Consider the following 17786-nt stretch of genomic DNA (forward strand, 5'->3'; position numbering starts at 1 on the left):
CTGCCGGGCGGGCGACGCCGGTAGTTCGACGGCAGGCTCTACCGCGACGAGGACGCCGCCGTCATCCGCCGCAGCCCCGTGTACTGGAGCGCCGTGTAGACCGTCACGATCAGGGCGCCGATCAGCAGGAACACCACCCCGAACCCGTTGAGCGGCACGAAGCCGGCGAAGGCCGTCACCACGCACCCGACCGCGCACAGGGCGTTCACCGCGACGACGGTCCTGGCCAGGGCGGGCGGGATCACCGGATAGCCGGCGATCAGGGCGAGACAGGCCGCCCCGCCGATCTGGAAGATCCCGAACGCCACGGCGAAGGCCACCGGCATTCCGGTCGCGGAGCCGAGCGGCACGGCCGCCGCGACCAGCACGACGCCCATCACGGCGGTGCTCGCACCGTCGACGCGCAGCACCAGACGGAGGAACCGGGCGGCGTCCCGTGCGGGGGCCACCGTCGCGGGCGGGGTGAGGGCGTACGTCATCTCGGATCTCCTTCGGCCGGTGGGGTCGGTGACACCGTGCCACGCGCAGGGGCCCGCACTCCATGACCTCCCAGGTCATGGACGCGTGGACGGTGAACCTTGGATACGGTGAGGTCATGGAGACCGAAGAGCCGCCCCGCGTGGGCCTGTTGCTCCGGGAGTGGCGCCGCCGCCGCAAGCTCAGCCAGCTCGACCTGGCGCTGCGGGCGGATTCCTCGACCCGGCACCTCTCCTGCGTGGAGACGGGCCGCGCCCGGCCGAGCCGGGAGATGGTCCTCCGGCTCGCCGAGCACCTCGGCGTCCCGCTGCGGGACCGCAACGGCCTGCTGCTGGCTGCCGGTTACGCCCCCGCGTACCGGGAGTCGCCGCTCGACAGCGACCGGATGGCCATGGTCCGCTCCGCGGTCAGGGCGATGCTGGCCGGCCACGAGCCGTACCCCGCCGCCGCGATCGACCGGATCTGGAACATCGTCGACCGCAACGACGCGATGTCCCTCCTGCTCGGCGCCGTGCCGCCGCATCTGACGGAGTCGGGAGGCAATGTGATGCGGCTGATCCTCCACCCGGAGGGCCTCGCCTCCCAGTGCCTGAACTTCGCCCAGGTCCGCGCCCATGCCCTCGGCCGGCTGCGGCACCAGGCCGACACCACCGGCCACCGTGATCTGCGGGAGCTGTACGAGGAGGTGTCCGCCTACCCGGCCCCGCCGGACCTCGACGCCGACCCCGGCCCCGTGGACCCGACGGGCATCGTCGTCCCGTTGCGCATCCGCACACCCCTCGGCGACATGGCGTTCTTCAGCACGATCGCCACCTTCGGGGCGCCCGCCGACGTGACCCTCTCGGAACTCGCGGTGGAGTCGTTCTTCCCGATGGACGAGCAGACGGACACCCTGCTGCGCGCCCTGGCGGCGATGGGCCCCGAGGGTCAGTGACGGCGCTGTCCTGAGCCCGGCTCCCCGTGGGGGTAGACCTGGAAGGCGCGCCCGTCGGTCTTCATCTTCTGCGCCCGCAGCCGGGCCGCCTGCTCGATCAGCAGCCCGTCCGCGTTCTCGGTCGACCCGCGGCGCCCGCGCCGCACCAGCACCACCGCGCACCACGCGGCCGCCCCGCCCAGTCCCGCCATCAGCGCGACGAATGCCCCCATGGAATCCCGCTTCCCTCCGCTTCGGCCAAGCCGGTGAGCGACATTCTCCGTGCCCCGTGCCCCCGCCATAAGGTCACCTTCCGGTTGACTTCATACCCCTGGGGGGTATCTTGGGTGGTGAGTGGTCGCGACCCGGCGACCTTGACGAGGAGTGGGCCATGCATACCGGTCTCAAGATCACGGCCTTCGCCGCAGGGCTCGCGGCGACCTTCGGGTCGGCGTACGCGGTGGGCGGCGCAATGGATCCCGCCGTCGCCGCGAAGGAGTCGTCCCACCAGGACGGTCACGGCGCGAAGGATCGCCCGGCCGCGGAGAAGGGAGCGGCGGAGAAGAGCGCGGGGGAGGCCCCGGAACCTCCCGGCGGCCTGCAGATCTCCCAGGGGGGCTACACCCTCGACCTCAGCACCCCGCGCGTCGAGGCGGGCGAGCCCGCCGAGCTGCGCTTCGCCGTCGTGGACGAGGACACCTCCCGCAAGGTGACGGCGTTCCGTCGCGAGCACGACAAGGAACTCCATCTGATCGTGGCGTCGAGCGACCTCACCACCTACCGGCACCTGCACCCCGAGCGGGCCGCCGACGGCACCTGGTCCACCCCCGTCGAGCTTCCCGAGGCCGGCGGCTACCGGGTCTTCGCCGACTTCACCCCGGACGTGAAGAACGCCGAGGGCGTCACCCTGGGCGCCGACCTCGCCGTATCGGGCGACGCGAACCCCGAGGCGCTGCCGGACGCCGAGCGGACGGTGACCGTCGACGGATACGAGGTGACGCTCGACGGGGCGCTGCGCCCCGGTGCGGGCAGCGAGCTGAAGCTGGAGGTCGAGAAGGACGGCAAGCCGGTCACCGACCTCCAGCCCTACCTCGGCGCGTACGGCCACCTCGTCGCGCTGCGCGCCGGGGACCTGGCGTACCTCCACGTCCACCCGAACGGCGAACCGGGCGACGGGCGGACGAAGCCGGGGCCGGAGGTCTCCTTCACCGCGACGGCCCCGAGCAAGGGCGCCTACCGCCTCTTCCTCGACTTCCGGCACGAGGGGAAGGTCCGTACGGCCGCCTTCACCGTGCACGCCGGGGGAGCGGCGGCCGGGGAGCCCGTGCCGGAGAACGAGGAATCCGCCGAGCACGGACACTGAGCGTGGCCCGTCGTCCCGGGGCGGACCGCATAACGATCAGCACACGGGCGGAGCGCGTACGGGTGGAGAGGGTCCCCCGGCGGCCCCGGTGGGCAACAGCCTTGCCCCCGGGGCCAGTCCACGAATCCGCCCTGCCCCCGGGCGGCGTGCCGAGGAGGGGTGGGAGGCCCGACGGCCCCCCGGTGCGGGCCCTGTGCCCGGCGGTGCGGGAGGGGGGCTTGTTGAGGCGTCGACACCTCTGGCTTAGGCTTGCCTAACCTTCATTCGCTCGGCCAACCTGAGGACCCTCCATGCTCGGCTTCACCCGCGTGCGCCGCCACACCCTCGCCGCGACGGCCACCACCGTCGCTCTCGCCGTCGCCCTGGTCGGCTGCTCCTCGGACGGCGACGGCGACAAGGACGGGGCGAAGGACTCGGCGAAGAGCGGCGGCGCCTTCCCCGTCTCGATCAAGAGCTCGCTCGGCACCGCGAAGATCGAGGAGAAGCCCGAACGCATCGTCACCCTCGGCCAGGGCTCCGCCGAGACCGCGATAGCCCTCGGCCAGACCCCGGTCGGCATCGAGAGCTACCCCTGGGGCAGCGACAAGTCCGGCTACCTCCCGTGGATCAACGAGGCGGTCAAGAAGTCCGGCGACAAGCTCCCCAAGCAGTTCACGGGCGGCGAGGAGATCGACTTCGAGGCGATCACCGAGCTGGAGCCGGACGTCATCCTCGCCCCCTGGTCGGGCATCACGCAGAAGCAGTACGACGTCCTCAAGGACATCGCCCCCACGGTCGCCTACCCCGACCAGGCGTGGAGCACCGACTGGGACCAGCAGATCGACATCATCGGCAAGGCGCTCGGCCGGACCGAGGACACGAACGGTCTCAAGACGAAGATCGAGAAGCAGCTCGCCGACGCCGCGGCCACCCGGCCGAACTACAAGGACGTCACCTTCTCCTACATCTACAACTCCGGCCCCGGCACCCTCGGCGTCTTCAAGCCCGAGGAGCAGCGCGTCAAGATGGTCTCCTCGCTCGGCCTGAAGGTCGACCCGGTCGTCAACGGCTTCAAGGAGACCCCCGGCACCGACTCGGCCCTCATCGGCCTGGAGAACGCCGAGAAGCTCAAGGACAGCGACCTCGTCTTCACGTTCTACACCGACGAGAAGAACCGCAAGGAGATCGAGGGCCAGAAGCTGTACGGCGCGATCCCCGCGATCAAGAAGGGCGCCGTCGTCGCGAGCAACGACAACTCCTTCGTCACCGCCTCCTCGATCATCAACCCGCTGACCGTGCCGTGGACGATCGAGCGCTACCTGCCGATCATCGACAAGGCCGTCAAGACCGCCGGCAAGTAGGACCGGTCTCCGAACCGCCGAGCCCACAAGGCACACTCCACTCCCATGGCAACCACCACGGTCGCACCGCCGAGCGGCGCCGGTACCTCCCGTACCGGCGCCGCTCGGACGGCGTTCCTCCTGCTCCTCGGCCTGGCCGCGCTGGCCCTCGCGCTCTGCGCGAGCGTCATGTTCGGCAGTCGCAGCACCTCGCTGGGCGAAGTCGTCGACGTCCTCAGGGGCACCGCCGACCCCAACGTCACCGTCATCGTCGAGAGCCGCTACCCGCGCACGGTCCTCGGTGTCCTCGCCGGACTCTGCCTCGCGGTCGCGGGGACCCTCATGCAGGGCGTCTCGCGCAATCCGCTGGCCGAACCGGGCCTCCTCGGCATCAACGCCGGCGCCTCCGCGAGCATCGTCGCCGCGACCGCCTGGCTCGGGGCCTCCGGCGCCACCGACACCATGTGGTGGGCGCTGCCCGGAGCGCTGGTCGCCGGCGTCCTCGTCCATGTCATCGGCTCCGCCGGCACGGGGACGAGCGTGGTGCGCCTGGTGCTCGCCGGAGCCGTGCTCACCGCCGTGCTGATGGCGTTCATCCAGGCGGTGACCCTCAGCAAACCGCAGGTCTTCGACAGCTACCGCTACTGGGTCGTCGGAGCGCTCGGCGGCCGGGACTTCGACGTCTTCTGGTCCGTCCTGCCCTTCGCCGCCGTCGGTTTCGTGCTCGCCCTCGCTCTCGGCCCCGGCCTCAACGCCCTGGCCCTGGGCGACGCCACCGCCGTCGCCCTCGGCTCGCACCCCGGGCGCACCCGGGGCGGCGGACTGCTCGCCGCCACGCTGCTCAGCGCCGCCGCGACCGCCGCCGTCGGCCCGATCGCGTTCGTCGGCCTCGCCGTCCCGCACGTCGTACGGGCCGTGGTCGGCGTCGACTTCCGCGCCCAGATCCTCTTCTCCGCCCTGCTCGGCCCCACGCTTCTGCTCCTCGCGGACGTGGTGGGCCGGGTCGTCATGCGCCCCACCGAACTCATGGTCGGCGTCGTCACCGCCTTCATCGGCGCACCCGCGCTGCTCATCGCCGTACGCAGGATGCGGGGCACCTCATGACCGTCACCGATCGGACCACCCCCGTCCGCAAGGCGCCCCGGGCCCCGCGCGGCTATCTGGTCGTCGGCCGCACCGTGGCGATACCCATGCGCCGGGCCTCCGTGTTCGCGGGCGCCGGGCTCTTCGTCCTCCTTCTCGCGGCCGCCGTCACGACGCTGGCCTGGGGGCGCCTCGGCATCGACCTCGCCGACCTGCCCGCCGCGCTCATCGGTGATGCCGAGGGCAAGGACCGGTTCGTCTTCAACCGGCTGCGCGGCCCCCGCGTCACCGTCGCCATCGGGGTCGGCGCGGCGCTCGGCCTCTCCGGCGCCCTGTTCCAGTCCGTCACCCGCAACCCGCTCGGCAGCCCGGACGTCATCGGGCTCTCCGCCGGGGCCGGCGCGGGCGCCGCGATCTGCGCCCTGATGTTCCCCGACACGGTTCCCGTCGCCGTCGGAGCGCTCCTCGGCGCGGTGCTCGCGATGGCCCTCGTGTACGTCTCCACCGGCACCGGCTTCCGCAACCCCGCCCGGCTCGTCATCGCCGGGATCGGGGTCGCCGCGATGGGTGCGGCCGTCACCCAGTACGTCGTCTACGCACTGGAACGCGACAAGGCCTCCGTCCTCACCGCCTATGTCAACGGCAGCCTGACAGCCCGCTCCTGGACCGACGCCACCACCGTCTGGCTGGTCCTCCTCGTCGCCGCCCCGCTGACCGCGCTGATCTCGCGGCGGCTCGACATCGGTGAGATGGGTGACGACATCGCCGAGGGGCTCGGCTCCGAGCCGAAGAAGGCCAAGACCCTCGCGGTGGTCCTGGCCATCGCCCTCTCGGCCGCCGCGGTCAGCGTCTCGGGGCCCATCGCCTTCATCGCCCTGACCGCGCCCCAGATCGCCAAACGCCTCACCCGGGGCTCCGGCCCGCACCTGCTGCTCTCCGCCCTCACCGGCGGCCTCCTGCTGGTGCTCGCGGACCTCTGCTCCCAGCAGCTGGCGCTCTTCGACGACCTGCCGGTCGGGATCTACACGATGGCGATCGGCGGCGCGTACCTCGGCTGTCTGCTGGTACGGGAATGGCGCAGGGGCGTGCTCTGAGCGGCCGGGAGCTTCCTGCCGTCGGACAGGGCTCCGGCCTCTCCCCGGAAGGAATTTCGCCTGCGGGGCGGAGGCCGGGGGCGGTGCCGGGGCGGTGACGACTGGTCACGTACAGGTTCGTCGACCATACTGCCCGCCGTGGAGCAGAGCATAGATTCGAACAAGAAGCCCGAGTTCGCCGCAGGCACCGACCCGGCGTTCATCCCCCTGCCCGGACTGGCGGCGCCCGTCGCGACCCGGAAGCCCGAAACGGAATCGGAGGCCGGCCCGAAGGACGCTGCTCCGGAGGCGGAAGCGGAACGCGACGATGAGCCCGGAGCGGAGGCCGCTGAGGCCGACGCCGACCAGGAACCGGAAGCGGCGGCGCACGACGCCACGGCGGAGGACGAGGGCGAGGACGGGGGCGAGGCCGTCGAGGAGGGCCCCGTCTTCGAGGTCAGCGACCGACGCGGTTCGATCCGGGTGGCCAGGGAAGGCGTCCGCTTCACGCTCGACGACCAGGAGGCCGAGTTCCACTGGGACGAGATCGGCGCGGTGGAGACGACGCCGGCGCGCTTCGGCCGCCGGTTCACGGTCACCGTCCATCTGTCCAGCCGCCGCTGGTTCAACGCCGAGGTCGAGGCGGCGAGCCGCGCCGAGCTCAAGGGCTGGCCGGCCGAGCTGGACACCGTCCTGGACGCCTACTTCGAGGAGTCCTGAACAGTCGGCCGTGAGACACCCCCGGCAGGGTGTCCTACCGATGGGGCCGGGGGCCGGACGGCCGGTTCCGGCCACGCCGCGCGACGCGGGGCCGCGCGGCGCCGAGCCCTGCCGCACGGGGCGGTGCCGAGCCGTTTCGTGCCGTGCCGCACCGTGCCGAGGCGCTTCGTGCCGTGCCGCAGCGTGCCGAGTCTCCCCGTGCCGCGTGGTGCCGTGCCCGGCCGCGTCGTCAGGGCCGCTCGCGGTTGCGGCCCCGGATCCGCATCGCGACGTAGCCGACCAGGGCGACGGCGGCCAGCGCCAGCACGATCTTGGACACGACGCCGACGTACGCCCCGACCACGTCCCACTGGTCGCCGAGCCAGTACCCGGCCATCACGAGCACGGTGTTCCACACCAGGCTGCCCGCCGTCGTCAGGGTGACGAACACCGGCAGCGGCATGCGCTCCACGCCCGCGGGCACCGAGATCAGGCTCCGGAACACCGGCACCATGCGGCCCAGCAGAATCGCCTTGGTGCCGTGCCGGGCGAACCACTCCTCCGTCCGCACCAGGTCGGAGGCCTTGACCAGCGGCAGCTTCGCCCACCAGGCGTGCATCCGCTCCCGGCCGAACACGGCTCCGATCCCGTACAGGACCACCGCGCCGACGACCGAGCCGAGCGTCGTCCAGAACAGGGCCGAGGCGATGCTGAGCACCCCCTGCGAGGCGGCGAACCCGGTCAGCGGCAGGATGACCTCGCTGGGCAGCGGCGGGAACACGTTCTCCAGCGCGATGGCCGCACCCGCACCGGGACCGCCGAACGCCTCGACCAGCCCGGCGGCCCAGCCGGCGATGCCCCCCGGCGGCTCCGGGGCGGCCGACAGATCCCGGGCGGCCGACAGGGTCAGGTGCATGTGTCCATGGTCCCTCAGGACCCGTCGAGCACCACCGAACGGCTCAGGTGGCGCGGCAGGTCCGGGTCGAGCCCCCGGGCGGCCGCACGGGCGAGGGCGAGGCGCTGTACGCGTACGAGATCGGCCAGCGGGTCGAGGGCGCCGTCCACCCACTGTGCGCCCGTCGCCCGCACCTGCTCCGCCAGGCCCTCGGGAGCCTCGCCGAACATCCAGGTCGCGGTTCCGGCGGTGGAGATGCTGATGGGACCGTGGCGGTACTCCATCGCGGGATAGGACTCCGTCCAGGACAGCGACGCCTCCTTCATCTTCAGCGCCGCCTCGTGGGCCAGCCCGACCGTCCACCCCCGGCCGAGGAAGGAGAACTGGGTGCTCCGCAGCAGCCCGTCGGGCAGTGGCCCGGCCAGCGCGGTCTCCGCGTCCGCGACCACGGTCTCGGAGTGCAGGCCGAGGTGGGCCCGCAGCAGGGTGAGGGCGGTCGTGGCGAAGCGCGTCTGGACGACGGACCGTTCGTCGGCGAAGTCCAGCACGACGAGATCGTCGGCCGCCGCCCGGACCGGGGTCTCCGGGTCCGCCGTGACGGCCACGGTGCGCGAGGTGCCGCGCAGCCGCTCCAGCAGCTCCAGGACCTCGGTCGTGGTCCCCGAGCGGGTCAGCGCGACGACGCGGTCGTAGCGGCGGCCGAAGGGGAACTCGGAGGCGGCGAAGGCGTCCGACTCGCCCTGGCCGGAACCCTCGCGGAGCCCGGCGTAGGCCTGCGCCATGTAGAAGGAGGTACCGCAGCCGACGACCGCGATCCGCTCGCCCGCGACGGGCAGGGCGGCGGCCTCGGGGCCGCCCGCCAGGGCGGCGGCGCGCCGCCAGCAGGCGGGCTGACTGGCTGTCTCGGTCTCGGCATACGACACGTCTGCACTCCACGGGAACGAGGTGGACCACGGGAACGGGGCTGAGCGGGACTGATCAGCCCGCATGTAGAATTCTGCACGTTACATGCAGTTATCAAGCAAAAACAAGCAAGGTGCAGGTGGGTGAAGGGCTCCCGGAGAGCCCTGTGCGACGCTTGCGGCGGTCCGGCCACCGGCGACCGCGTTCCCTCGAAACGCGGTGCCCGCGCCGGACGGTGAGGAGACGCTCTTGTCCAGGGACGCCCGGTGGGACGCGCTGCTGGAACTGGTCGGCAAGCACGGCAGGGTGGACGTCGAGGAGGCGGCGACGGCGCTCGACGTCTCGGCCGCCACCATCCGCCGCGACCTGGACCAGCTGGCCGAACAGCATCTGCTCACCCGCACCAGGGGCGGCGCGGTCGCGCACGGGGTCTCCTACGAACTGGCGCTCCGCTACAAGACGGGCCGGCACGCGCCGGAGAAGCAGGCCATCGGCCGCGCCGTGTCCGGCCTCGTCGCCGTCGGCGAAGTCGTCGGCCTGACCGGCGGAACGACCGTGACCGAAGTGGCCAGGGCGCTGGCGGTACGCCCGGACATCGTGGGCGAGACGGCGGTGGCGGGCGGGCAGCCGACGCTGACCGTGGTGACCAACGCCCTCAACATCGCGAGCGAGCTGGCGATCCGGCCGCAGATCAAGATGGTCGTGACGGGCGGGGTCGCGAGGCCCCAGTCGTACGAACTGACGGGCCCGCTCGCCGTCGGCGTGATGAACGAGATCACCCTGGACGTCGCCGTCCTCGGGGTGAACGCCATCGACATCGAACGCGGCGCGTACGTCCACCACGAGGGCGAGGCCAGCGTCAACCGGCTGCTCGCGGAGCGGGCCCAGCGGGTGGTGGTGGCGGCCGACTCGTCGAAGATCGGCAAGCGGGCGTTCGCCCGGGTCTGCGACCTCGGGCTGGTCGACGTTCTGGTCACCGACTCCCACATCGGCGCGGAGGCGAAGGACCGGTTCGACGAGGCGGGGGTCCAGGTCATCACGGTCTGATCGGCACGGTCCGACAGGCACGGTCCGATCGGTACGGTGCGGCTCTTCGCCGTCTGAGGGGTGCGGGGGCATGCGTCGTCATGAACCGATGTCCGTCGGGTACCGGAAGTGACACGGACGGAGACTTCACCGTGTCGCTGGTACGCCGAACGGGTGAGGGGCGAGAGGATTGCCCGATGAACAGTGAGTGCAGCCGGCGGGAACCCGACCGGCTCGACGACGGGGTGGCCCTGTGAGCAGGTACGACAGGTATGACAGATACGACGCCACCGACGAACAGTGGGAGGGGCTCGCACAGGTCGTGCCGTTGCGCGGCCGCGACGAGTGGCCGTCCCGGATCGACCACCGCACCGTCCCGGACGAGCGCGCGGCCGAACAGCGGCGCCTCGTCGTGCTGCGGGTGCAGGTCTTCGCGGACGCACGCGAGGTCGCCGAGTACCTGGTCGCCCAGGTTCCGGTGCTGCTCGACCTGACGGCGGCGGAGACGGACGTGGCGAAGCGGATTCTCGACTTCAGCAGTGGTGTGGTCTTCGGTCTCGGCAGCGGCATGCACCGCGTCGACCGCAATGTCTTCCTGCTCGCGCCGGTCGGCATGGAGGTCGAGGGGGTCACGCCCGCGGGCCTCGCCCAGTAGGAGGAGCGGCAGTCGGGGCGGCAGCCGGATCGGACCGCCGCCCCCGGCCGCGCCGTCCCCGTCCTCCGGGCCGGCCCCGTCCCCCGTGCGGGGTGGCGTGCGAGGAGGCACTGTCGGTGGCCGGTGATAGACCTGGTGCCGTGACAGACATCGATGTGGCAGAACTCCAGCGGCGGCTGGCCGCGTTCGCGGCGGCGCGCGACTGGGGTCAGTACCACACCCCGAAGAACCTGGCGGCCGCGCTCAGCGTCGAGGCCTCCGAACTGCTGGAGATCTTCCAGTGGCTGACGCCCGAACAGTCGGCGGGGATCATGGAGAGCCCCGAATCGGCCCACCGGGTCGCCGACGAGGTGGCGGATGTGCTCGCCTATCTCCTGCAGTTCTGCGAGGTATTGGGCATCGACCCGACGGCGGCGCTGGCGGCCAAGTTGGAGCGGAACGAGAAGCGCTTCCCCCTGCCGAGCGCTCCGGAACCCCACGATCGTCACTCTTCGGAGTGAGCGAGATATCCACAGTCGACTTCCTGTCCACAGATTTCCGATTTCCTCTGGCCTTACGGTGCTGTCTACCTCACTGTGGGTAATGAATGAGGTGAGCGGGTTTTCGTACGGACGGGGGAGACGCATGGAAGCGGAGCGACTCATCGAGGCGGGGCGGCGGGCTCTGTCGGGCAGTCGGGGTGCGCTGGATGTCATGGCGGAGGCCTGGCAGGCACAGGCGCTGGCCCGGGCGATCGGCAGTCGGCTGGCGCTGTACGGCCCGATGGAATTACGGAGCGAGGCGCGGGCGCTGGGGGAGATCGGCGCGGGATGCTCGGCGCTGGACCACCCGACGGTGCTCTCCGGCGGCGCCAGGGCGGCCCAGTTGTCCGGGATCGCCGATGTGCGGCCGGCGCTGGCCGGGCTCGCGCTGCTGCTCGGTGAGGCCGGGATCGCCCTGGTCGGGGTGGCCTGCGACACGGGGGAGGACGGTCTGTACTGGCAGTGCATCGAGGCGATGGACGCGGCCGACGAATCGCTGGAACGCGTGCACGGGATGCTGAGGCGGCTGGCGGAGCGGGAGAGGGAGCGGGACGGCCCCTACGGCGGCATACGCGGCCCCGCGGCATCGGCGGCGGGTCCCTGAGTGGAGGCGGCGGGGCGACGAGAGGGGGGCGACGCGTCCTGAGGGGAGCGACGGCCTGAGGGGGAGGCGGGGCCCGAGGGGGGAGACGGGGGCAGACAGGGGGAGATGCGGGGGAGGTCCGGCCGGGCTGGTGGGCGGTATCGGGCGCCGGAGGGGCAGGATGGAGGGCATGGATCTTCGCATCTTCACCGAGCCCCAGCAAGGGGCCGACTACGACACCTTGCTCACCGTTGCCAAGGCCGCCGAGGACCTGGGCTTCAACGCCTTCTACCGCTCCGACCACTATCTCCGCATGGGCTCCGGTGACGGACTGCCCGGACCGACGGACGCCTGGATCACCCTGGCCGGCCTGGCGCGCGAGACCCGCACGATCCGGCTCGGCACGCTGATGACCGCCGGTACGTTCCGGCTGCCGGGGGTGCTGGCCATCCAGGTGGCCCAGGTCGACCAGATGTCGGGCGGCCGGGTCGAACTGGGCCTGGGAGCAGGCTGGTTCGAGCAGGAGCACAAGGCCTACGGCATTCCGTTCCCGAAGGAGAAGTTCGGCCGTCTGGAGGAGCAGCTCGCGATCATCACGGGCCTGTGGGAGACGGAGGTCGGCAAGACCTTCAGTTACGACGGGACCTACTACCAACTCACCGACTCGCCCGCGCTGCCCAAGCCCGCCCAGGCCAAGGTGCCCGTCCTGATCGGCGGCCACGGTGCGACGCGCACCCCGCGGCTCGCCGCGCAGTACGCGGACGAGTTCAACATCCCGTTCGCCTCGCTGGAGGACAGCGAGAAGCAGTTCGGCCGGGTCCGGGCCGCCGCGCAGGCGCACGGGCGCTCGCCGGACGACCTCGTGTACTCCAACGCGCTGATCGTCTGCACGGGCAAGGACGACGCCGAGGTCGCCCGACGCGCGGCGGCGATCGGCCGGGACGTGGAGGAGCTCAAGGCGAACGGGCTTGCGGGATCGCCCGCCGAGGTCGTCGACAAGATCGGCAGCTTCGAGGCGATCGGCTCGTCGAGGATCTACCTCCAGGTCCTCGACCTGGACGACCTGGACCATCTGGAACTGATCTCCTCGCAGATCCAGTCCCAGCTGACCTGACCTGACCTGACCTGACCTGACCTGACGAGGAGGCAGCCGTGAGCACGGGCAGCACGCTCGCCGACGCGCTGGACGCCGGACCCGTCCTGCTGGACGGCGGGCTCTCCAACCAACTGGAGGCGCAGGGCTGCGATCTCTCCGACGCGCTGTGGTCGGCCCGGTTGCTGGCCGACGCGCCGGAACAGATCGAGGCCGCTCACCTCGCGTACCTCCGGGCCGGCGCGCGGGTGCTCATCACGGCCAGCTATCAGGCCACCTTCGAAGGGTTCGGGCGGTACGGCCTCGACCGGGCCGGGACCGAGGCCCTGCTCGCCCGCAGCGTGGAGCTGGCCCGGGGCGCCGCCGATGCGGCGCGCCGGGCCGGCCCCGGGCGGGAGACCTGGGTCGCCGCGTCGGTCGGACCGTACGGGGCGATGCTCGCGGACGGCAGTGAGTACCGGGGCCGTTACGGGCTGAGCGTCCGGGAACTGGAGCGCTTCCACCGCCCCCGGGTGGCGGCGCTGGCCGCCGCCGGGCCCGACGCCCTGGCGCTGGAGACGGTGCCGGACCTGGACGAGGCCGAGGCCCTGGTCCGGGTGGCCGAGGAGACCGGAGTGCCGTACTGGCTCTCGTACAGCGTGGTGGGCGGCCGGACCCGGGCCGGCCAGCCGCTGGAGGAGGCGTTCGCGGTGGCGGCGGGGCGGGACTCCGTCCTCGCGGTCGGGGTCAACTGCTGCGATCCGGAGGAGGCGCAGGGGGCGGTCGAGCAGGCGGTGGCGGTCACGGGCAGACCCGCCGTGGTCTACCCGAACAGCGGGGAGGGATGGGACGCCGGAGCGCGCGGATGGACCGGGCGCGGCACCTTCGACCCGGGGCGGGTGCGGGCCTGGACGCGGGCCGGGGCCAGGCTCGTCGGAGGCTGCTGCCGGGTGGGGCCGGACCTCATCACGGAGCTGGACGGGCGGCTGGAGAGCCAGAGCCCGCCGTAGGGGCTGTCACCGGGGCCGTCCCGGAGATCACCCGCCCCGGGGCCGGGGAAAATACCTGGTGGGGGCAGGGGGCGAGGATCATACTCGGACAGGTGTTCCTGACAATCGGTACGACCGGCACCCCTGAACGTCCCGCCACGGACCTGGGCTTTCTGCTGCACAAGCATCCCGACAAGGCGCAGGCGTTCTCCACCTCGCACGGCTCCGCACACGTCTTCTATCCCGAGGCGTCCGCCGAGCGCTGCACGGCCGCGCTCCTGCTGGAGGTGGATCCGGTGGCGCTGGTGCGGCGTGGCAAGGGCAAGGGCCGGGGAGGCGCGCCCGACGCGGCGCTCGCGCAGTACGTCAACGACCGCCCCTACGCGGCGTCCTCGCTGTTGTCGGTCGCCCTCGCCGCCGTCTTCAAGTCGGCGCTCGGCGGCGTCTGCCGGGCCATGCCGGAGCGGGCCGCGAGCCCGTTGCCGCTGCGGATCGAGGTGCCCGCCCTGCCCGCCAGGGGCGGCGCCGAGCTGGTGCGCAAGCTGTTCGCGCCGCTCGGCTGGTCGAGGGTCGAGGTCACGGCCGTACCGCTGGACGAGGAGTTCCCCGCGTGGGGCGACTCCCGCTACGTACGCCTCGTGCTGGAGGGCGAGTTGCGGCTCGCCGACGCGCTGCGGCAGCTCTACGTCCTGCTCCCGGTGCTCGACGACGCCAAGCACTACTGGGTCGCGCCCGACGAGGTGGACAAGCTGCTGCGCGCGGGGGAGGGCTGGCTGGCCGACCACCCCGAGCGGCCGCTGATCACCCGGCGCTATCTGTCCCACCGCTGGGGGCTCACCCGCCAGGCCGACCAGGCCCTGGAGCTGGTGCGGCTCGCCGAGTCGGACGACCTCGACGTGGGATGCGTCGACAACGCGGTGGACGAGAGCACCGACACCGAGGAGAAGCCGGTCCCGCTCGCCGAGCACCGGCGCACCGCGATCCTCGACGCGCTGCGCGCCGCCGGGGCGAGCCGGGTGCTCGACCTCGGCTGCGGCCAGGGCCAGTTGGTGCAGGCGCTCCTCAAGGACGTGCGCTTCACCGAGATCGTGGGCGTCGACGTCTCGATGCGCGCCCTCACCATCGCCTCGCGGCGGCTGAAGCTGGACCGGATGGGGGAGCGCCAGGCGGACCGGGTCACCCTGCGGCAGGGTTCGCTGACCTACACGGACAAGCGGCTGGCGGGATACGACGCCGCCGTGCTCAGCGAGGTCGTCGAGCACCTGGACCTGCCCCGGCTGCCCGCCCTGGAGTACGCGGTGTTCGGCGCGGCGCGACCGGGGACGGTGCTCGTGACCACGCCGAACGTCGAGTACAACGTCCGCTGGGAGACCCTCCCGGCCGGGCACGTCCGGCACGGGGACCACCGTTTCGAGTGGACCCGGGCCGAATTCCGGGACTGGGCCGGGCAGGTCGCCGAGCGGCACGGATACACCGTCCGGTACGAGCCGGTCGGGCCGGACGACCCCGAGGTGGGGCCGCCGACCCAGATGGCCGTGTTCACCCGCGCCACGGAGACCGGCACGACGACCGAGAAGCAGGCGAAGGAGGCGGAAGCCGCATGAACAGCACCGACACCGGCGCGGGAAGCGCCGACGGCGACAGCACCACCCCTGCGGGCGGCCGTGACGCAGCGCGCAAGCTGCCGGTGACCGACCTCTCCCTCGTCGTCCTCATCGGCGCCAGCGGATCGGGCAAGTCCACCTTCGCCCACGAGCACTTCAAGCCGACCGAGATCGTCTCCTCGGACTTCTGCCGGGGCCTCGTCGCCGACGACGAGAACGACCAGAGCGCCAGCCGCGACGCCTTCGACGTGCTGCACTACATCGCCGGCAAGCGCCTGGAGGCCGGGCGGCTCACCGTGATCGACGCCACCAACGTCCAGGCCGAGAGCCGCAAGCAGCTCGTCCAGCTGGCCCGCAAGCACGACGTCCTGCCGATCGCCATCGTCCTCGACCTCCCCGAAGAGGTCTGCGCCGCCCGCAACGCGGCCCGCCCGGACCGCGCCTCCATGCCGCGCCATGTCATCCAGCGGCACCGCCGCGAGCTGCGACGTTCCCTGCGCGGCCTGGAGCGCGAGGGCTTCCGCAAGGTGCACGTCCTGCGCACCGAGGCGGAGGCCGGGAGCGCCGAAGTGGTCCTGGAGCGCCGCTACAACGACCTGCGCCACCTCACCGGCCCGTTCGACATCATCGGAGACATCCACGGCTGCCGCTCCGAGCTGGACACCCTGCTCGGGAAGCTCGGCTATGTGGACGGCGCCCACCCCGAGGGGCGTACGGCGGTGTTCGTCGGCGACCTCGTCGACCGGGGCCCCGACAGCCCCGGCGTGCTGCGCCGCGTCATGTCCATGGTGTCGGCGGGCAACGCCCTGTGCGTCCCCGGCAACCACGAGAACAAGCTCGGCCGCTATCTCGCGGGCCGCAAGGTCCAGCTCACCCACGGGCTCGCCGAGACCGTCGAGCAGCTGGAACGCGAGGACGCCGAACACCCCGAGTTCCGGGGACAGGTGCGGGAGTTCATCGACGGCCTGGTCAGCCACTACGTCCTGGACGACGGCAAGCTGGTGGTCTGTCACGCCGGGCTGCCCGAGAAGTACCACGGCCGGACCTCCGGCCGGGTCCGCTCCCACGCGCTGTACGGGGACACGACGGGGGAGACCGACGAGTTCGGCCTGCCCGTGCGCTACCCGTGGGCCGAGGACTACCGGGGCCGCGCCACCGTGGTCTACGGCCACACCCCGGTGCCCAGCACCTCCTGGATCAACAACACCATCTGCCTGGACACCGGGGCCGTCTTCGGCGGGAAGATGACCGCGCTGCGCTGGCCGGAGCGCGAACTGGTCGACGTACCCGCCGAGAAGGTCTGGTACGAGCCGGTCAAGCCGCTGACCACCGAGGCGCCCGGGGGCCGGGAGGGCAGGCCCCTGGACATCGCCGATGTGCAGGGCCGCCGGATCGTGGAGACCCGGCACCTGGGCCGCGTCGCCGTGCGCGAGGAGAACGCCGCCGCCGCGCTCGAGGTCATGAGCCGGTTCGCCGTCGACCCGCAGCTCCTCGCCTACCTGCCGCCCACCATGGCGCCCACCGCCACCTCCCGCGAGGACGGCTTCCTGGAGCACCCGGCGGAGGCCTTCGCGCAGTACGCAGGCGACGGCGTCGAGCGGGTCGTGTGCGAGGAGAAGCACATGGGTTCCCGGGCCGTCGCCCTGGTCTGCAAGGACGCCGGGGCCGCGACCGCGCGCTTCGGCACGGCGGGCCCCACCGGCGCGCTGTACACCCGCACCGGACGCCCGTTCCTGGACGACACGGCCATGACCGAGGCGGTCCTGGACCGGCTCCGCACCGCCGTCACCGCCGCCGGGCTCTGGCAGGAGTGGGACACCGACTGGGTGCTTCTGGACGCCGAGCTGATGCCGTGGTCGCTCAAGGCCGGCGGGCTGCTGCGCTCGCAGTACGCCGCCGTCGGCGCCGCGTCCGGCGCGGTCTTCCCGTCGGCCGTCGCCGCCCTGGAGCAGGCGGTCGCCCGGGGCGTCGAGGTGGCGGGTCTCGCCGGGCACCAGCGTGCCCGTGCGCAGGACGCGGCCGCGTTCACCGAGGCCTACCGGCGCTACTGCTGGCCCACCGAAGGGCTCGACGGGGTGCGGCTCGCGCCGTTCCAGATCCTCGCCGTCCAGGGCCGTTCCCTGGCCTCCGTGCCGCACGACGAGCAGCTCGCCTGGCTGGACCGGCTCGTGGAGCACGACCCGACCGGGCTGCTCCAGGTCACCCGCCGGCTCGTCGTCGACACCGGGGACGAGGCCTCCGTCCGCGCGGGCGTGGACTGGTGGCTGGAGATGACCGGACGGGGTGGCGAGGGCATGGTCGTCAAGCCGCTCGGCGCTCTCGTCCGGGACGCCGGGGGCAGGCTCGTCCAGCCCGGCGTCAAGGTGCGCGGCCGGGAGTACCTCCGCATCATCTACGGCCCCGAGTACACCCGCCCGGAGAATCTGGAGCGCCTGCGCTCCCGGTTCCTCGGCCACAAGCGGTCGCTGGCGCTGCGGGAGTACGCACTCGGTCTGGAGGCCCTGGACCGGCTGGCGGAGGGCGAACCGCTGTGGCGGGTCCACGAGGCGGTGTTCGCGGTTCTGGCGCTGGAGTCGGAGCCGGTGGACCCCCGGCTCTGAGAGCCGGGCAA

The 17786-nt window shown here is 72.4% G+C and carries 18 protein-coding genes; 14 read left to right on the forward strand and 4 right to left on the reverse strand.

The window, feature by feature from the left end:
- Nucleotides 1-38 precede the first annotated feature (38 nt).
- Entirely contained in the window at nucleotides 39-479 is a 441-nt protein-coding gene (locus IE272_RS14405) for a hypothetical protein (RefSeq protein ID WP_050357025.1), read from the reverse strand.
- Nucleotides 480-595: 116 nt separating this feature from the next.
- Between IE272_RS14405 and IE272_RS14410 the strand changes: the two genes are divergently transcribed.
- Nucleotides 596-1411, forward strand: coding sequence for a helix-turn-helix transcriptional regulator (locus IE272_RS14410; protein WP_190007015.1), 816 nt, complete (start codon nucleotides 596-598; stop codon nucleotides 1409-1411).
- Here IE272_RS14410 and IE272_RS14415 read toward each other — a convergent pair.
- Nucleotides 1405-1623 carry a hypothetical protein gene (locus tag IE272_RS14415; protein ID WP_007452295.1) on the reverse strand — a complete coding sequence of 73 codons (219 nt, stop codon included), beginning with the start codon at nucleotides 1621-1623 and terminating at the stop codon, nucleotides 1405-1407. The two genes, IE272_RS14410 and IE272_RS14415, sit on opposite strands and share 7 nt — an antisense overlap.
- 158 nt (nucleotides 1624-1781) lie before the next feature.
- Between IE272_RS14415 and IE272_RS14420 the strand changes: the two genes are divergently transcribed.
- The 5 genes from IE272_RS14420 to IE272_RS14440 all read left to right on the forward strand — a co-directional run bounded on the left by IE272_RS14420 (nucleotide 1782) and on the right by IE272_RS14440 (nucleotide 6948).
- Nucleotides 1782-2753: a DUF8832 domain-containing protein gene (locus IE272_RS14420; protein ID WP_056698688.1), complete on the forward strand. Its 972-nt coding sequence runs from the start codon at nucleotides 1782-1784 to the stop codon at nucleotides 2751-2753.
- 290 nt (nucleotides 2754-3043) lie between these two features.
- The gene (locus tag IE272_RS14425) at nucleotides 3044-4093 is read left to right on the forward strand and encodes an iron-siderophore ABC transporter substrate-binding protein (RefSeq protein ID WP_050357027.1); all 1050 of its coding nucleotides are present in this window, start codon (nucleotides 3044-3046) and stop codon (nucleotides 4091-4093) included.
- Between the two features lie 45 nt (nucleotides 4094-4138).
- Complete coding sequence (locus tag IE272_RS14430) at nucleotides 4139-5176, forward strand: FecCD family ABC transporter permease (RefSeq protein ID WP_050357028.1); 1038 nt, start codon at nucleotides 4139-4141, stop codon at nucleotides 5174-5176.
- Complete coding sequence (locus IE272_RS14435; RefSeq protein ID WP_190007016.1) at nucleotides 5173-6249, forward strand: FecCD family ABC transporter permease; 1077 nt, start codon at nucleotides 5173-5175, stop codon at nucleotides 6247-6249. Before IE272_RS14430 ends, IE272_RS14435 begins: the two co-directional genes overlap by 4 nt.
- Before the next feature lie 138 nt (nucleotides 6250-6387).
- Nucleotides 6388-6948: a hypothetical protein gene (locus IE272_RS14440; protein WP_190007017.1), complete on the forward strand. Its 561-nt coding sequence runs from the start codon at nucleotides 6388-6390 to the stop codon at nucleotides 6946-6948.
- 229 nt (nucleotides 6949-7177) lie between these two features.
- Here the strand turns inward: IE272_RS14440 and IE272_RS14445 are convergent, their stop codons facing one another.
- Nucleotides 7178-7843, reverse strand: a complete 666-nt coding sequence (locus IE272_RS14445; protein WP_050357031.1) for a DedA family protein — start codon at nucleotides 7841-7843, stop codon at nucleotides 7178-7180.
- A 14-nt stretch (nucleotides 7844-7857) separates the two neighbouring features.
- Nucleotides 7858-8745 (reverse strand): SIS domain-containing protein, encoded by an 888-nt coding sequence (locus IE272_RS14450; protein ID WP_190007018.1) that lies wholly within the window; start codon nucleotides 8743-8745, stop codon nucleotides 7858-7860.
- Between the two features lie 229 nt (nucleotides 8746-8974).
- Between IE272_RS14450 and IE272_RS14455 the strand changes: the two genes are divergently transcribed.
- From IE272_RS14455 to IE272_RS14490, 8 genes are all read left to right on the forward strand, one after another.
- Nucleotides 8975-9772 carry a DeoR/GlpR family DNA-binding transcription regulator gene (locus tag IE272_RS14455; RefSeq protein ID WP_050357033.1) on the forward strand — a complete coding sequence of 266 codons (798 nt, stop codon included), beginning with the start codon at nucleotides 8975-8977 and terminating at the stop codon, nucleotides 9770-9772.
- A gap of 232 nt (nucleotides 9773-10004) precedes the next feature.
- Nucleotides 10005-10406, forward strand: a complete 402-nt coding sequence (locus tag IE272_RS14460) for a cell division protein SepF (protein ID WP_007452275.1) — start codon at nucleotides 10005-10007, stop codon at nucleotides 10404-10406.
- A 140-nt stretch (nucleotides 10407-10546) separates the two neighbouring features.
- Complete coding sequence (locus IE272_RS14465; RefSeq protein ID WP_050357034.1) at nucleotides 10547-10906, forward strand: nucleotide pyrophosphohydrolase; 360 nt, start codon at nucleotides 10547-10549, stop codon at nucleotides 10904-10906.
- A 124-nt stretch (nucleotides 10907-11030) separates the two neighbouring features.
- Complete coding sequence (locus IE272_RS14470) at nucleotides 11031-11531, forward strand: DUF6099 family protein (RefSeq protein ID WP_056698669.1); 501 nt, start codon at nucleotides 11031-11033, stop codon at nucleotides 11529-11531.
- A gap of 169 nt (nucleotides 11532-11700) precedes the next feature.
- Entirely contained in the window at nucleotides 11701-12624 is a 924-nt protein-coding gene (locus IE272_RS14475) for an LLM class F420-dependent oxidoreductase (protein ID WP_056712261.1), read from the forward strand.
- Nucleotides 12625-12662: 38 nt separating this feature from the next.
- Complete coding sequence (gene mmuM / locus IE272_RS14480; RefSeq protein ID WP_190007019.1) at nucleotides 12663-13592, forward strand: homocysteine S-methyltransferase; 930 nt, start codon at nucleotides 12663-12665, stop codon at nucleotides 13590-13592.
- A 92-nt stretch (nucleotides 13593-13684) separates the two neighbouring features.
- A complete protein-coding gene (locus IE272_RS14485; RefSeq protein WP_190007020.1) occupies nucleotides 13685-15175 on the forward strand; it encodes a 3' terminal RNA ribose 2'-O-methyltransferase Hen1 in 1491 nt (496 codons plus the stop codon).
- Nucleotides 15172-17775 carry a polynucleotide kinase-phosphatase gene (locus tag IE272_RS14490; RefSeq protein ID WP_229897313.1) on the forward strand — a complete coding sequence of 868 codons (2604 nt, stop codon included), beginning with the start codon at nucleotides 15172-15174 and terminating at the stop codon, nucleotides 17773-17775. Before IE272_RS14485 ends, IE272_RS14490 begins: the two co-directional genes overlap by 4 nt.
- The last annotated feature ends 11 nt before the right edge of the window (nucleotides 17776-17786 follow it).

This window comes from Streptomyces anulatus, from assembly GCF_014650675.1.
Classification (GTDB): domain Bacteria; phylum Actinomycetota; class Actinomycetes; order Streptomycetales; family Streptomycetaceae; genus Streptomyces; species Streptomyces anulatus.

What these genes read in the sequence shown, in the direction of transcription:
- IE272_RS14490 (WP_229897313.1), top strand. Translation starts at nt 15,172, where the DNA reads ATGAACAGCACCGACACCGGCGCGGGAAGCGCCGACGGCGACAGCACC.
- IE272_RS14405 (WP_050357025.1), bottom strand. Translation starts at nt 479, where the DNA reads ATGACGTACGCCCTCACCCCGCCCGCGACGGTGGCCCCCGCACGGGAC.
- IE272_RS14410 (WP_190007015.1), top strand. Translation starts at nt 596, where the DNA reads ATGGAGACCGAAGAGCCGCCCCGCGTGGGCCTGTTGCTCCGGGAGTGG.
- IE272_RS14415 (WP_007452295.1), bottom strand. Translation starts at nt 1,623, where the DNA reads ATGGGGGCATTCGTCGCGCTGATGGCGGGACTGGGCGGGGCGGCCGCG.
- IE272_RS14430 (WP_050357028.1), top strand. Translation starts at nt 4,139, where the DNA reads ATGGCAACCACCACGGTCGCACCGCCGAGCGGCGCCGGTACCTCCCGT.
- IE272_RS14475 (WP_056712261.1), top strand. Translation starts at nt 11,701, where the DNA reads ATGGATCTTCGCATCTTCACCGAGCCCCAGCAAGGGGCCGACTACGAC.
- IE272_RS14425 (WP_050357027.1), top strand. Translation starts at nt 3,044, where the DNA reads ATGCTCGGCTTCACCCGCGTGCGCCGCCACACCCTCGCCGCGACGGCC.
- IE272_RS14445 (WP_050357031.1), bottom strand. Translation starts at nt 7,843, where the DNA reads ATGCACCTGACCCTGTCGGCCGCCCGGGATCTGTCGGCCGCCCCGGAG.
- IE272_RS14435 (WP_190007016.1), top strand. Translation starts at nt 5,173, where the DNA reads ATGACCGTCACCGATCGGACCACCCCCGTCCGCAAGGCGCCCCGGGCC.
- IE272_RS14420 (WP_056698688.1), top strand. Translation starts at nt 1,782, where the DNA reads ATGCATACCGGTCTCAAGATCACGGCCTTCGCCGCAGGGCTCGCGGCG.
- IE272_RS14470 (WP_056698669.1), top strand. Translation starts at nt 11,031, where the DNA reads ATGGAAGCGGAGCGACTCATCGAGGCGGGGCGGCGGGCTCTGTCGGGC.